The sequence below is a fragment of the Microbispora sp. KK1-11 genome (assembly GCF_006874435.1).
In the GTDB taxonomy this organism is placed as follows: Bacteria; Actinomycetota; Actinomycetes; order Streptosporangiales; family Streptosporangiaceae; genus Microbispora; species Microbispora catharanthi.
Genome location: NZ_VIRJ01000020.1, coordinates 129,684 through 144,485 on the forward strand (window position 1 = coordinate 129,684; position 14,802 = coordinate 144,485).

12 protein-coding genes are annotated in these 14,802 nt (G+C 71.7%); 5 read left to right on the forward strand and 7 right to left on the reverse strand.

Features of this window, described 5'->3' with window-relative positions; translation table 11 throughout:
* Window positions 1-16 precede the first annotated feature (16 nt).
* Window positions 17-1,522: an aldehyde dehydrogenase family protein gene (locus tag FLW16_RS26330; RefSeq protein ID WP_142562817.1), complete on the forward strand. Its 1,506-nt coding sequence runs from the start codon at window positions 17-19 to the stop codon at window positions 1,520-1,522.
* 200 nt (window positions 1,523-1,722) lie between these two features.
* On the opposite strand, the gene FLW16_RS26335 is transcribed toward FLW16_RS26330, so the two are convergent.
* From FLW16_RS26335 to FLW16_RS26355, 5 genes are all read right to left on the reverse strand, one after another.
* Window positions 1,723-2,514: a ThuA domain-containing protein gene (locus FLW16_RS26335; RefSeq protein WP_142562818.1), complete on the reverse strand. Its 792-nt coding sequence runs from the start codon at window positions 2,512-2,514 to the stop codon at window positions 1,723-1,725.
* A 269-nt stretch (window positions 2,515-2,783) separates the two neighbouring features.
* Window positions 2,784-4,034, reverse strand: a complete 1,251-nt coding sequence (locus FLW16_RS26340) for an epoxide hydrolase family protein (protein WP_221891299.1) — start codon at window positions 4,032-4,034, stop codon at window positions 2,784-2,786.
* Between the two features lie 2 nt (window positions 4,035-4,036).
* Window positions 4,037-4,552: a MarR family winged helix-turn-helix transcriptional regulator gene (locus FLW16_RS26345; protein ID WP_260615596.1), complete on the reverse strand. Its 516-nt coding sequence runs from the start codon at window positions 4,550-4,552 to the stop codon at window positions 4,037-4,039.
* 107 nt (window positions 4,553-4,659) lie between these two features.
* Window positions 4,660-7,641 carry an AAA family ATPase gene (locus tag FLW16_RS26350; protein WP_142562820.1) on the reverse strand — a complete coding sequence of 994 codons (2,982 nt, stop codon included), beginning with the start codon at window positions 7,639-7,641 and terminating at the stop codon, window positions 4,660-4,662.
* 13 nt (window positions 7,642-7,654) lie between these two features.
* Complete coding sequence (locus tag FLW16_RS26355) at window positions 7,655-8,326, reverse strand: hypothetical protein (RefSeq protein WP_142562821.1); 672 nt, start codon at window positions 8,324-8,326, stop codon at window positions 7,655-7,657.
* A gap of 333 nt (window positions 8,327-8,659) precedes the next feature.
* On the opposite strand from FLW16_RS26355, the gene FLW16_RS26360 reads away from it, so the two are divergent.
* The gene (locus FLW16_RS26360) at window positions 8,660-9,022 is read left to right on the forward strand and encodes a carboxymuconolactone decarboxylase family protein (RefSeq protein ID WP_142562822.1); all 363 of its coding nucleotides are present in this window, start codon (window positions 8,660-8,662) and stop codon (window positions 9,020-9,022) included.
* 51 nt (window positions 9,023-9,073) lie between these two features.
* Complete coding sequence (locus FLW16_RS26365; protein ID WP_142562823.1) at window positions 9,074-9,823, forward strand: SDR family oxidoreductase; 750 nt, start codon at window positions 9,074-9,076, stop codon at window positions 9,821-9,823.
* 1 nt (window position 9,824) lies between these two features.
* Here FLW16_RS26365 and FLW16_RS26370 read toward each other — a convergent pair whose 3' ends face one another.
* Window positions 9,825-11,048, reverse strand: a complete 1,224-nt coding sequence (locus tag FLW16_RS26370) for a nucleotide sugar dehydrogenase (RefSeq protein ID WP_142562824.1) — start codon at window positions 11,046-11,048, stop codon at window positions 9,825-9,827.
* A 166-nt stretch (window positions 11,049-11,214) separates the two neighbouring features.
* Between FLW16_RS26370 and FLW16_RS26375 the strand changes: the two genes are divergently transcribed.
* Entirely contained in the window at window positions 11,215-12,384 is a 1,170-nt protein-coding gene (locus FLW16_RS26375; protein ID WP_142562825.1) for a glycosyltransferase, read from the forward strand.
* Entirely contained in the window at window positions 12,381-13,505 is a 1,125-nt protein-coding gene (locus tag FLW16_RS26380) for a hypothetical protein (protein ID WP_142562826.1), read from the forward strand. The genes FLW16_RS26375 and FLW16_RS26380 overlap by 4 nt, the downstream gene beginning before the upstream one ends.
* Before the next feature lie 6 nt (window positions 13,506-13,511).
* Here FLW16_RS26380 and FLW16_RS26385 read toward each other — a convergent pair whose 3' ends face one another.
* Window positions 13,512-14,732, reverse strand: a complete 1,221-nt coding sequence (locus tag FLW16_RS26385; protein ID WP_142562827.1) for an ABC transporter ATP-binding protein — start codon at window positions 14,730-14,732, stop codon at window positions 13,512-13,514.
* Window positions 14,733-14,802 lie beyond the last annotated feature (70 nt).

Sequence of the window (14,802 nt, forward strand, 5' to 3'; positions counted from 1 at the left end):
ATTCCGGAGGTCAGCGGTGGCTCTGCAGATCGTTTCCGTCGTGGCGGGTGAGGAGCTCTCTTCGGGCACGCCGTACGCGTCCGTGAACCCGGCGCGGCCCACGGAGACGGTGGCGACCGTCCTGCTCGCCGACGCGGACGACTTCGCCGGCGCCTGCCGCGCCGCGGCGGCGGCCCAGCGGGAGTGGGCGCGCGTCCCCGCGCCGGTGCGCGGACGGGTGATCGCCTCGATCGGCCGCCTGGTCGAGGCCAACACCGAGGCGCTGGCCCGGCTGGTGACCGAGGAGATCGGCAAGCCGTACGCCGAGGCGCTGGGCGAGGTCCGCGAGATCGTGGACACCTGCGACTTCTTCCTCGGCGAGGGCCGCCGCCTCTACGGGCAGACCGTGCCGTCGGAGATGCCCGACAAGAGCCTGTTCACCTTCCGTGTCCCGGTCGGCGTGGCGGCGGTCGTGACGGCGGGCAACTTCCCGGTGGCCGTCCCCTCGTGGTATCTGGTTCCGGCCCTGCTGTGCGGCAACGCGGTGGTGTGGAAGCCCGCGGAGTACGCCGCGGCCTCCGCGCACGCGCTCTACCGGCTGTTCGCGGCGGCCGGACTGCCCGACGGCGTGCTCAACCTCGTCTTCGCCGACGGCGGCCAGACGTACGCGGGCCTCGACCGCGCGCTCGGCGAGGGCACCGTGCAGAAGGTCGGCTTCACCGGATCGAGCGCGGTCGGCCGTGCCGTCGGCGAGCTGTGCGGGCGGCACCTGCAGTCACCCTGTCTGGAGCTCGGCGGCAAGAACCCGATGGTCGTCATGCCGGACGCCGACCTCGACCTCGCCGCCGAGGGCGCCCTGTTCTCCGGCTTCGGCACCGCCGGTCAGCGGTGCACCTCCCTCGGCACGGTCATCGTCCACGAGGACGTCCACGACGAGTTCCTGCGCCGGTTCACCGCCGCCGTGCGCGACGCGAAGATCGGCGACCCGAACGGCGATGTGCTGTACGGCCCGCTGCTCGACCACAAGTTCGCCGAGCGATACGAGGAGTACCTGGGCTGGATCCAGCCGCACCACACCGTGCTGCCCGGCCCGGTCGGCCGGATGGACGGCGAGGGCCTCTACTACCACCCCGTGGTGGTGGACGGCGTCCGCCCCGGCGACCGGCTGTTCCTGGAGGAGACGTTCGGCCCGATCGTGGGCGTGACGACGTTCTCCAGCCTCGACGAGGCGATCGACCTGGCCAACCGGCCGGGATACGGCCTGTCGTCGTCCATCTACACCACCGACCCGAAGGCGGTGTTCCGGTTCCGCGAGGGCGTGTCCGCCGGCATGGTCAGCGTCAACAACTCCACCTCCGGCGCGGAGGCCCACCTGCCGTTCGGCGGGAACGGCAAGTCGGGCAACGGCAGCAGGCAGAGCGGGATGTGGGTGCTCGACCAGTTCACCCGCTGGCAGGCGATGAACTGGGACTACTCGGGTCGCCTGCAGAAGGCGCAGATGGACGTGGCGGAGATCACGCCCGATCTCGGCTTCCGGCTCTGACCCGGCGACCGCTTGCCGCCCGGCGGCAAGCGGCCCCGACACGCGTGGGCGCGCCTGCCCCCGGCCCCGACGCGCGTGGGCACGCCGCCCGGTGACCGCACCGGACGGCGTGCCCGTCACGTGCCTCGCCCGGGTGTCCAGGGGATCGGCCCCGGCGCCCCCGGCCGCTCGTCACGCGGTGGAGCGTTCCTCGCGCGTGCTCAGTCGCCGTGGGGGTCGCAGGGGAAGCTCGTCACTCCGGCGGTCATCTGGATGCCGCCCAGCAGGTGCTTCAGGAACAGCGGGTCGCTGTAGGCCTCCTTGGTGTGGCCCATGCCCGTGTACCAGGCGCGCCCGCCGTCGTAGTTGTGGCACCAGGCGATCGGGTGGTCGCCCATGGCGCCGGAGCCGGGGTTGTACGACGTCTCGTCGAGGGAGGCGAGGACGCGCACCCCGGCGTCGCGCGGGTTGGTGCGGTAGTTGTACCACTCGTCCCAGCGAGTCCAGCGGTTCGGCAGCCCGCGGTTGGACGCCGCGCCCTGGCCGACGATCTTCACTGTGGCGTACTGCTGTGCCGGGTGGTTGCGGAAGTAGGCGCCGACGAGGCCGCCGTACCAGGCCCAGGTGTAGCCCGAGTCACCGGCGGCGTGCACCCCGGCGTACCCTCCCCCGTTCTCGATGTAGCGCTCGAACGCCGCCTTCTGCTCGGGCTGGCCCAGCGGGTCGCCGGTCGTGGACATGAAGACGACGGTCTGATATTTGGCCAGGTTCGCGTCGGTGAACTGGGTGGCGTCCTCCGTCACGTCCACCGCGAAGCCGTTCTCCTGACCGAGCTTCTGGATCGCCGCGACACCGGCGGGGATCGAGTCGTGGCGGAAGGCGGTGGTCTTGGAGAAGACCAGCACGCGGAACGCGGAGTCGTCCGCGCCGGCCGCGTGCGCGCTGACGCCGGCGAACGCCGGCGCGACGATCGCGGACAGCGTCGCCAGAGCGAGTAGTCGCTTGCGTGACATGGGTGACAGTCCTCCATCTCGTGCGCCCTGGACGCCGTGGCCCGCCCTCAGGGGTGGGTCGCGGGTCCGGTGACGAAGGCGGGGTCGTGCGCCGGAAGGTGGCCACGGCCTCAAGTGGGCGCCAAGTTACCCTCTTTAGTCACAAGTTGGAAGAAGTTACGTCCAAGTTTCAACGACTTTCGTTTGCGGTAGGACAAAGTCGTGGTCGTATCAGAAGTACTGCCGGACAGCCCGTTCACCCAGGTCGCAGCCGCGGCCGTACGGACGGGTCAGCGCCGGCCCCGGAAGGTGCGCCGCAGGTCGTCCACCCACTCGCCGGGAATCTCCCAGGGGATGAAGTGGCCGCCGCGGTCGTGGGCGTTGAGGTTGACGAGGTTGTACCAGCCGGCGCGGTCGCCGTCGAGGAAGTGCCGCACCCGCTGGTCGGTGCGCACGCCGGGCGGATTCTCGTAGCCCACGAAGGTGATGCCGGTGGGGGCCTCGACGACCGGCTGCCGCTCGTGGGACGGGGTCCAGGGGTAGCGGTTGTTGTTGGCGTAGGTCCGTATCGACGTGCCGATCGAGTTGGTCACCCAGAAGATCATGGCGTGGGTGAGCAGGTCGTCCTTGGTGAAGACGGTCTCGACGTCGCCGCCGTTGTCGCTCCAGCTCGCCCAGCGCTCCAGTATCCAGGCGAGCATCCCGGCGGGTGAGTCGGACAACCCGTGGGCGAGCGTGCTCGGGGCGAGCACGTGCGCGGCGAGGTGGACGGCGAACCGCCTCTCCCACGCGACGACCTGGGCGTGGACGTCGGCGGGCAGGCCGTCCGGGATGGGCTTGCCGCCGCTGAGATCCCAGCCCCTGTCACCGTTGAACAACGTGAGCTTCTGGCCCGACCCGATGTGGATGGCGTGCAGCTCGCCGGCGTACTTGTGGCCGAGCTGGCCGGTCACCATGGCTCCGACGTCGCAGCCCGCCGCGCCGTACCTCTCGTAGCCGAGTGTTTCGGTCATCAGCGTGTGCCAGATGTCGGCGACCTTCCAGAAGTTCATGTCGGGGCGGTGCGGCAGCGGGGTGGAGAACCCGAAGCCGGGGAACGAGGGCACGATCACGTCGAACGCATCGGCCGGGTCGCCGCCGTACGCGCCGGGGTCGGCCAGCGGATCGACGACCTTGGACCAGTGCCAGAACGTCCAGGGCCAGCCGTGGGTGAGGATCAGCGGCGTGGGGTCGGGACCGGCGCCGGGCCTGCGCATGAAGTGGACCGGCACGCCCTCGATCTCGACGCGGTAGTGCTCGTAGGCGTTGATGGCGGCCTCGGCCGCCCGCCAGTCGTACTCGTCGCGCCAGTAGTCGACGAGTTCCCGCAGGTAGACGGCGCTCACGCCGTAACGCCAGTCGTCGTTGCCCACGTCGTCGGGCAGGCGGGTCAGTTCCAGGCGCCGCCGCAGGTCGGCGAGCACCTCGTCGGGCACGTGGATGGGCGCGGGCTCCAGTGGGAACGGCCGGGTCGCGGCGGACGGGGTGGGCGTGGGGTTCATCGTCATCTCCTCGTACTGTCGCGCGGCGTGTCCGTGCCGGAGTCGCCTTCACCGGCTCTCCGTTCGATCGGCGGGCCCCCGATCGCGGTGGAGTGCAGTTCGACCATGCGGGCCAGCGCGGGCAACGCCGCCGCGATGGCCGCCCGCTCCGCCTCGGTGAGCCGGTCGGCGAGCTCGGAGAGCCGGGCCATGCGCTCGGCGCGCCGTCCGTCCACGATCGCGGCGCCGGCGGCCGTGACGTGGACGAGGACCGCCCGGCCGTCCGACGGATCGGGGTGACGCTCCACCAGGCCCTCGCGCTCCAGCTTGGTCACCATCTGCGTGATCGCCGACTGCGTGACCTGTTCGCTGCCGGCGAGTTCGGTGAGCCGCTTGGGGCCGTCGCCCGCCAGCGTGTGGAGCACGGACAGGGTCGTGAAGCTCAGCCGCCGCTCCGCGGGCAGCCGGATGTGCATGCGGGTGAAGTCTTCGAGCACGCGGGTCAGACCGGCGATGCTCAGCTCGGCGAACTCGGGCACCGCCGAACTGTATCAGAAACTTAATTAAGTTACTGAAGCGAATAGCGGCCGCGAAACGCCGATCCCCGGCGGGCACGGCCCGCCGGGGATCGGATCGCGACGGCGCCTCAGGCCTCCGGACCTCGTCTGCCGTCGTAGCCGAGCAGCCGCATCGCGACCTCGGGGTCCATGGCCGCCGCGAGCAACTGCGCTCGTTCGGCCGCCCGGTCTCTGGCCTCCTCGGCCCGCCGCCGCCCCGACTGGTGAGAGCGGACCAGCAGGGCCGCGACCGCGATGCCGCCGATCACCGCGACCAGCGCGACGGCCAGCAGCACGGCAGTGCCGGCGGGCACGCCCCCGACGGCGGCGGCCCCGGCGCCGGCCGCGCCGCGCGGCGCGGCGAAGAGCAGCACCCCCAGCAGCGTGAGCAGCACCACCGCCACGACGACCCCGACGACCGCCCACAGCGCGCCGTGCGACGTGCGGGACGGCGCGGCGCGCGACGACCCGGGCAGCGGGCCCGGGGAGACCGGTGGCTGCGAGCCGTTCCACGGCACGAAGTCCGGCTGCGCCACCCCCGGCTGCACCGCCGGGGCGTGCCCGTTGCCACCGGCCAGGCCGTTCGGCGGCGGGGCGACCAGCACCGGCGCGGCGCCACCCGAGGACGCCGCCACGACCGACGCCTCGATCACCCGCGTCCGGGGCAGCGGAAGCTCGACCGGGACCTCGCTGTGCGCCTTGTGGGCCGCCGCCGCGGCCGTGTGGTACGCCTCGATCTCCTCGTAGAACTCGTCCGAGGTGTAGACGCTGCCGTCGATCAGCGGGCCCATCCTGCCCTCGATGACCGCGACCACGTCGTCGCCGTTGAGCGTCTTGTGCTGTTCCAGCGCGTGCGCGACCGACAGCACCTCGCGGCGGTTCTCGCGCAGCAGCTCGGCCGTCTTCTCCAGCAGCCGGCTGAGGTTGAACTCGATCCGCTCGGGGAGCATGTCGGGCACCATCTCGTCGCGCCGGCTCGCGGGGGTGCCGGTGAAGCCGGTGCCGCCGCCCCCGGGCTGCGGCTGGGCCGCCTTGCCCTCGCGCAGGCCGAGCTCCTGCAGCGCCGGCAGCGAGGCCACCCCGATGCCCATCCCCCAGTGGGCCTCCATCAGCCCGGTGATCGCGGTCGCGCTCTGCAGGTCGCCGGAGACGCCGGAGGAGTTGTCCTCGCCGAAGAACATCCGCTCCCCCGCCAGCGAGGCGAGGGACACCATGATGTCGGCCTCGTACTCCGACTTCCACCGGGTGAACTGGTCCTCCGGCTTGATGCTGGCCACCATGCCGAGGTAGTCGGCGCCCTTCTCGATCGTCGCCAGGTCGATCTCCAGGTGATGGCGGGTGCGGTAGGCGGCGACCGCGTGGCACGCCTCGTGCACCGCGACCGCGTGCCGCTCACGCTCGATGTACTCGACGTCCTCGGGCGGCCCGAGCTGCTTGAGCCGCTTGGCCCGCATGACGTCCGACCAGGTGATGGTCTCCCGGCCGTCCCGGATCGCGGTGATCAGCGACTCGTTGACCAGGTCCTTGATCGTCGCGCCGGTGGCGTACGGCGTGATCGTGGCCAGCTTGTCGATCTGCTCGTCGGTGAGCTGGTGGCTGACCTTGTCGAAGTAGCCCTTGTACGTGCGGATCCGGCCCGCCTTGGAGGGATAGCCGACCTTGTAGATGCGGTCGATGCGGCCGGGCCGCAGCAGCGCGTCGTCCAGGGCCTCGGGCAGGTTGGTGGCCATCATGATGAGGATGCGGTACTTCGGCGGCGGCTTGGGCCGCATGCCGAGCAGCCTGCGCACGTAGCGGTTGACGAAGCCGCGCGGCTTCTTCAGGCCGGAGATCTCGGTGAGCAGCGCCTCCAGCGTCCCCATGCCGCCACCGCCGCCGCCCATGCCCGCGCCGTACACCACGCGGTTGACGAAGGCTCCGGTGCGCGGCACCCGCGGGGGCGCGGCCTCGGCGGCCGGACCGGCGGCGTTACGGCCGAGCACGGTGCGGGTGTGCGGGTCGAGGTAGGCGAAGCCGTTGCAGCCCGCCCCCTCAAAGGAAGCAGGGCCGAAAGGCGCAGGCGCGGAACGGCCCCAGCCGCCCGGGCCGCCCTGCGCGAGCGCGCCGCGGTTGCCGAGCGAGTCGGCCTCGTCGAAGAAGACGATGACGCCGCCGTACCGCAGGGCCAGCTTGCGCAGCTTGCGGAACAGCGACTTGACCTTGAGGACGCCGACGCCGAAGAACATGTTGATGAACGCGCCCGGGTCGACGAACACGTACGGCTTGCCGGTCGAGCCCGCGACCGCCTCGGCCATCAGCGTCTTGCCGGTGCCGGGCGGGCCCCACAGCAGGATGCCGCTGGGCACGTAGCCGCCCCTGGCCTCGATCTCGTCCGGCTTCTCCAGGAAGACGATGTTCTCCTTGACCCGCTCGACGACGTGGTCCTGGCCCCAGACGTCGGAGAAGCGCGTCTTGATGTCGTCGGGGTAGTAGACGTCGACGCCACCGCGCGACAGGAACCAGAAGATCGCCACGAACTGCCCGACGGCGACCACCATGATCAGCACGAGCTGCAGGACCATGGGGAGGAAGCCCCACACGGTGGCGGGCACGCTGTACAGCGCCTCGAGCGGCGAGACCTGCTGCACCTTGCCCAGCACCAGCGCGATGACCGCGATCCAGACGACCCACTTGATCGCGCGGGCGATGCGGTAGCGGTTCCAATCGTTGAACCTGCGGTGGGTCCAGCGGTTCCAGCCGCCGAAGACCTTCTGCGTCCAGAACCGGTGGTAGCCGGCCGAGCGCTCACTGATCAGGAAGTGGATCTGCCGGACCAGCTCGATGCCCGCCAGCCACAAGACCCAGGACGCGTCCCTGACGGTCATCACGAAGGCGTCATAGAGGGAGATGATCCCCTCGTACGTCGCGATCTGGTTCCAGAGCAGCACGCCGAACGCGACGGCGAGCAGGATCAGGAACTTGGTGCGGTCCCACAGCGGCAGACGTTTCCTGGTGCGGGGGTCGCGGTCCACCGGACCCGACCCCGGCTCGCGAAGCCCCTCGTGGTGCTTCGGTGGGAGGGCCGTGCTCATATGAGGGGCTCCTTCACGGGTTGATGAGGTGCTTGACCTTGAAGGACTTGATGACGCTGCCGATCTCCGCGGCCCGCTTGCGGTAGCACGCGGGCGAGCAGCGGATCAGAAGGGTGGAGACCGTCGTCCCGTCCGCCGACAGGTAGGCGGTCTTGTCGAACGTCTGCACCGGCCCGTCCAGCAGGCTGTAATTGAAGACGCTGTGGACTCCCCGCACACCGTCCGCGACCGGCAGCACCTCGTCGTCCAGCAGCTCGAAGCCCGACAGGCCCTGCGCCTCCAACTGCTGCCGCTGCTCCTTGGGCACCGCCACCGGCATCAGAGCGGAGTTGCGCAGATCGTTGAGCGACACCGCGTTCTGGGCGTCCTCGCTGAGCTTCTCCACCCTGGCCAGCACGAACGGCTCGTCATCGGCTCCGGCCGAGCCCTGGAGCAGGTGCCCGAGCGACGGATTGGCGTGAGCGTCGAAGGCCTTCGTCCACACCGCCTGCTTCGCGAGCTGCGCGGTGGCCGACTCGGCGTCGCCGAAGAACTCCTTGTCGAGCGTCTTCTGGTCGATCTGCCGCCAGGACGCGGGGACCTTGAAGTAGGTGCCGCCCGCATCGTCGCGTACGTAGGTGTAATCGGGGCCTGCACAGCCGGACAGCAAGGAGGCGGCCACCGCCGCCCCCACGACCGTTCCCACCACCCCGGTCCTTACCCGCGGTCTTTCCACCAGGGCCCAACCTCCGCTTTGCGGGTCTACGAGGTAGTAGTGCCCGTTTTCCAACTATCTCTCAACGGTAAATCTGCGACGGGCCGGAAAACTAGACCGAATCTTTCTCGGATCTTGGCTCTTCCTGTTATACGGAGGCTGCTCATGCCGGCAGGCACCGGCACCCGCCCCCGGCGGCCCTCAGATGGCGATACCCAATGGACGACCGGCGAAAGCAGGGGAAGGCCCGCGCGGTGAGATCGGCGGGTGTCGGATGAGCAGATCATGTAACGCCTCACTGCCTCGAACACGACAACTTGATGCATGACGTCAGGAATCACCGTGGGAGGGCTGGCGAACATGAAGCAGGTCTACGAAGAAGACGGCACCGGCGAGGGGCCGGACGGCTTCTTCGGAGTGACGGCGGAGCGCATGTTCTCCGAGGTGTGGTCCCGGCAGGTGCTCACGGTCAGGGAACGGCGGTTGCTGCTGCTCGGCCTGCTCGTCGGCCAGGACATGGACGACATGCTCGAACTGCACCTCGACACCGCCCTGCGCTCGGGCGAGCTGACCCCGGCCGAACTGCGCGAGACGGTCGTGTTCCTCACCCTGTACGCAGGGTGGCCCAGGGCCGCCCGGCTCAGCGCGAAGGTGGAGGAGCTGATCAGCCGAACCGCCGAGGTGTGACCGCCGCTGCGGCCCGGACGGGGGGACCCGTGCGGTGGGTACGCTGCCGTCATGCCCACCGCACTCATCACCGGCGCGACCGCCGGGATCGGCGCCGCCTTCGCGCGCCGCCTGGCCGCCGACGGATTCTCCCTGGTCCTGGTGGCCCGCGACGAGGAGCGGCTCGCCGCCTCCGCCGATGCCCTGCACAAGCGGTACGGCGTGCCGGTCGAGCCGCTGCACGCCGACCTGACCACCGAGGAGGGGATGGCGGCGGCCGAGGAGCGGCTGCGCTCGGGCATCGACCTGCTGGTCAACAACGCCGGGTTCGGGCACCAGGGCGGCTTCCTCGACACCCCCGTGGAGGACGAGGTCCGGATGCTGCGGCTGCACTGCGAGGCGGTGCTGCGGCTGACCCGGGCGGCCCTGCCGTACATGATCTCCAAGAGGCGGGGCGGGGTGATCAACGTGGCCTCGGTCGCGGCGTTCCTCCCCGGCGGCACCTACAGCGCCACGAAGTCATGGGTGGTGAACTACAGCGCCTCGGCGGCCAACATGGTCAACCGGCACGGCGTGCGGGTGATGGCGCTGTGCCCGGGGTTCGTGCGGACCGAGTTCCACGACCGGGCCAAGCTCGACATGTCCGGCCTGCCGCGCTTCGCGTGGCTGTCGGCCGACCGCGTCGCCGCCGACGCCATGCGCGACCTGGCCCGCGGGGCCTGGGTGAGCGTCCCGTCGGCCCGCTACAAGGCGGTCGCGGCGCTCGCCAGGCTCCTGCCGCTCAACCTGGTCGGCCGCATGGCGAGGCTGCGCTACCGCTGACTCACAGACGTTCGACGTTCGGGCCGCGGCAGCGGCCCCGGGTGTCGAAGACGAACCGGCTGGCCCGCTGGACCAGGTCGTAGTCGTAGCAGTCCTGCCCGCCGAGCACGACGACCGCGTCGGCCCTGGCCATCTCGGCGGCGTCCGGCTCGACCATCTCGACCCCTGCCGGTACGACGAAGTCGTCGGCATGCGGATCCGCGGCCCGCACCCGGGCGCCGAGCCGGCACAGCGTCTTGGCGACCTCGACCGGTGACAGCCCGAGCAGCAGGATCCTGCTGCCCCTGATCGAGCGGCACCTCCGGTTGAGCGCGAGGCCGAGCCGGTCGACCACCTGGGCGGGCATGTGCGCGTTGACGTCGTTGGCCGCCTCGACCAGCCGGAATCCCCGTCCGACGCCGCGCCGGATGCCCCACGGCAGGTACGCGACGTCGAGCGGCAGGCAGGAGTCCTCGATCCCGGGGCCGGGCGCCACGGCGGCGTGTCCGAAGGGCGTGGTGGCGGCGGCCTCGACCGCCTCCCACACGTCGACGCCGAGGTGCGCGGCGAAGATCGACAACTCGTTCGCCAGGGCCGCGCCGACCTGCGCGCGGGCGCTTTCCAGCAGCGCGCACAGCTCCGACACCCGGGGTGAGGAGACCGGGACGGTCTCCCGCACCAGCCTGCCGTAGAAGTCCGTCACCGCCCGCAGTGAGGCCGCGTCGACGCCCGAGACGACCTTGGGCGTGTTGCCGAGCCGCCAGCGCGGATTGCCCGGCTCGGCCCGGTGCGGGCTGTGGCCGAGGTGGAAGTCGTCCCCCGCGCGCAGTCCCGACCCCCGTTCGAGCAGCGGCCGTACGAACTCCTCCGTGGTGCCGGGATAGGCGGTGCCCTCCAGCACCACGGTCGCCCCCGGCCGCAGGAACGGGGCGATCCGGCCGGCGGCCGAGCCGAGCGGGCCGAGGTCGGGCGCGCCGTTCCGCATCCGCACAGGTGAGGTGAGCACGCAGACGTCGAACCCGGAGGCGTCCGCCGCGTCGGTGCTCGCCGCGTACCGGCCGGAGGCGTGCGCGGCGGCCAGCGCGCCCGCGCCGACGCCCTCGGCGCACGGCTCCCCCGCGTTCAGCCGCTTTACCCGCCACTCGTCCTCGTCGAGGCCGACGACGCGGAATCCCGCCTCCACGGCGCGCATCGCCAGGGGCAGCCCGGCCGGGCCCTGGCCCACGACCACCAGCTTCTCCGCCACGCTACGACTGTAGGAGCGACCCCGCCGCCGCCCCCGGGATTGGCGGACGGGACGGCTGTAAGGCTTGGGTACGGATAGGGAAAAGTCTCTTCCGGCGGCGTCCGGGCGCCCCGTCGGCGGTGGGACCGCGGACTAGCTTCTCCGACATGATCAGGGAGGAGCCAGCATGAAACCGGACGACCGGATTCGTGTCATGGAGATAATCGCCCGGATGAACGTGAGCGGTCCCGCCACCCAGGTCACCGGGCTGTGCGAGCGGCTCAGCCCGGTCGAGTTCGACCACCGCCTGTACACCGGATACGTGGACGGCGGCGAAGGCGACCACCTGCAGCTTCGCGACGCGACGATCCCGGTCCACCGGGTGCCCGGCCTCGGCCGCGCGATCAAGCCGGCCGACGACTACCGGGCCCTGTTCCGGCTGACGAACGCGATGCGCGAGTTCAGGCCGCACATCGTGCACACCAGGACCACCAAGGCGGGCGCGCTCGGCCGCCTCGCGGTGCGGCTGTCGGGCGTCGGGGCGGCCCGGGTGCACACCTACCACGGCCACCTCCTCGACGGACAGCTCTCCCGCCTGCGGCGGGCCGTCTACGTCCGCACCGAGCGCCGGCTGGCGAGGATGACCGACCGCCTCGTCACGGTCGGCGCCCGGGTGCGCGACGACCTCCTCGCGGCCGGGATCGGCCGGCCCGAGCAGTACGTCGTCATCCCGCCGGGCGCCGGGCTCGCCCCGCTGCCCGAGCGTGCCCTGGCCCGCGCCGCGCTGGGCGTCCCGCTGGACGCGCCGGTCGTGGCGTACGTCGGCCGGCTGAAGAAGGCCAAACGGCCCGACCGGCTCGCGGAGGTCGCGAGGACGGTCCTGGCCCGGCTGCCCGGCGCACGGTTCCTCGTCTGCGGCAGCGGCGAGCTGAAGGAGGAGGTGGAGCGGGCCGTCATGCCGATGTGGGAATCCTTCCGGCTGCTCGGCTGGCGGCGCGACGTCGAGACCGTGTACGCCGCGGCCGACGTGGTGCTGCTCACCTCCGACACCGAGGGCACGCCGCTGGCGCTCGTGGAGGCCGGCATGGCGGGCCTGCCGGTGGTGGCCACGCGGGTCGGCAGCGTTCCCGAGATCGTCATGGACCGCCGCACGGGGTTCCTGACCGAGCCGGACCCGGACGAGATGGCCGACCACGTCGTACGGCTGCTGGTGGACCCCGGCCTCGCGCGGCGGATGGGCGAGTCGGCCCGCGCGTGGACCGGGCGGGCGTTCTGCGTGGACCGGCTGGTGGCCGACACCGAGGCCCTCTACCGGGCGCTGCGCGGCGCGACGCGGTCGGAGGTGGGCAGCCGATGACGCCCCTCCCGGCGCTGGCGCCCGCGCTCGCGGGAGCGGTCGCCTGCCTGCTCGCCGCCGCGGGCCTGCGCCCGGTGCGGCGCACGATCCCCTACCTGGGCGGGGTGACGCTGGCGGCGGCCACGGCGGGCGCCGCGGTGGCGGGCACGATGACGGCCGTGGGCCCGCTCGACCGGCGGGTGAGCGCGGTCCTGCTGGCCGCCGCCGCGGTGGCGCTGCTCGGACTCATCGCGGACGTGGGCGCGCTGCCGCTCGTCACGCGGCTCATCGTGGAGTCGGTGGCGGCGGGCGGGGTCGTGCTGTGCGGCGTGCAGGTGACGCTGACGGGCGACTGGCTGGACGGCCCGGTCAGCGTGATGTGGATCGTCGCGATGACCAACGCGTACGGGCTGCTCGACCGGCTCGGCGGCGCGCTGGCCGCGGTCGCCGCCGTCACCGGCGCGTTCCTCGCCGGGACCGCGCTCGTGCTGGGCGACCCGTCCCTCGCGGCGCTCCCGGCCGCACTGGCCGGGGCGTGCCTCGGCGCCCTCCCGTACGGCAGGGCGCGGGGCAGGGTCCGGCTCGGGCGGTCCGCCTCGCTGTTCGCGGGGTTCGTCCTGACCTGCACGGCCGCCGGGCTGACGGCCGGGCGCGGCGCGGCCGTGGTCGCGGCCGGGCTGCTGTTGCCGGCGCTGGCGGCCATCGTGGGAGCCGGCGCGTACGCCGTCCGCCGGCCGCGTCGCGCGGGCCGGACGGCCGGGCCGGCGCGAAAGGCGGCGCCCGCGCTGTGCGGGATCTCGGCCGGCACCGGGACGGCCGGGCTCGCGGTCGCGCTCGGCTGGGTGCCCGCGGGCGCCGTGGCCGCGGTCACCGCCGCGACCGCCGCGACCGGCACCGCGTTGCTATGTTCTGCGCGCCTCCGGCACGGCTTCTTCTTCGCGCGCCTCCGGCACGGCTTCTTCTTGGCGCGCCTCCGGCACGGCTTCTTCTTGGCGCGCCTCCGGCACGACTTCTCCTTCGCGCGGCCGAGGCGGGCGTGGACGTCCTTGTGGATGCCGGCCGGCGACGACCGGCCGCGCGGGCGCGTGCCGCGCCCGCGCTCCGCCGGGAGTCCCCCGCCGCCCGTGGTACGGCGGGGGTGACCCGGGTCAGCGGCCGATGTTGGCCTCGTGGCCGATGGACAGGCCCGAGTCGACGTCGAAGAAGTGCAGGTTGTGCGTGTCGACGACCAGCTCGATCTCCTGGCCGGGACGGACGTGGCTGCGGGCGTTGACACGCGCGGTCCACAGCGACTTGTCGCCGGTCAGCGGCAGCGTCGTCTCCTCGTCGTCGCCGTCGTGGGCGGCGGCCACGGTGTCCTTGTGCTCGACCGGCGGGGCGTCGATCGTGAACAGGACGTTGATCTCCGAGCCCAGCTCCTCGGTGACGTTGGCGCGGACCGGGATGCGCACCCACCCGGCGCTGTTGCCGCTGGCCGAGCCGGCGTCCTCGAAGTCGGAGGGCCGGATGCCGAGGATGATCTTGCGGCCGATGTAGCGGTCGAGGCCCGGCTTCTCGGCGAAGGTCGAGTCGGGGACGGGGAGGCGGTAGCCGGCGAAGGCCACCGACGCGCCGCCGTTGTCGCGGACCAGCTCGGCGTAGGTGAAGTTCATGGACGGGGAGCCCATGAAGCCGGCGACGAACAGGTTGACCGGGTCGTCGAACAGGTTCTGCGGGGTGTCCACCTGCTGGAGCACGCCGTCGCGCAGGACGCAGACGCGGTCGCCCAGGGTCATGGCCTCGACCTGGTCGTGGGTGACGTAGACCGTGGTGACGCCGAGGTTCTCGTGGAGCTGGTTGAGCGAGGCGCGCATGGAGACACGGAGCTTGGCGTCCAGGTTGGACAGCGGCTCGTCCATGAGGAAGGCCTGGGGCTCGCGGACGATGGCGCGGCCCATCGCGACACGCTGGCGCTGACCACCGGACAGGGCGGCCGGCTTGCGCTTGAGGTACTGCTCCAGACCGAGCATGCGGGCGGCCTCGTTGACCCGCTTCTGGATCTCGGGCTTCGACATCTTGCGCAGCTTGAGGCCGAAGGCGAGGTTCTCCTCGACCGTCATGTGCGGGTACAGCGCGTAGTTCTGGAAGACCATCGCGATGTCGCGGTCCTTCGGGGGAAGGTGGTTCACGACTCGGTCGCCGATGACGATCTCGCCGCCGCTGATGTCCTCCAGGCCGGCGATCATCCGCAGGGCGGTGGACTTGCCACAGCCCGACGGGCCGACCAGCACCATGAACTCGCCGTCCTTGATCTCCAGGTTGAGGCCGTTCACGGCCTTCACCCCGCCCGCGTAGATCTTGTCGACGTTGTTCAGAACGATAGAAGCCATGCCAGTCCTTCGCGCTTCCGAGACAAGGGGAAGTGGATACGTTTTCAAGACTGTCCCGTGAAATACCGCC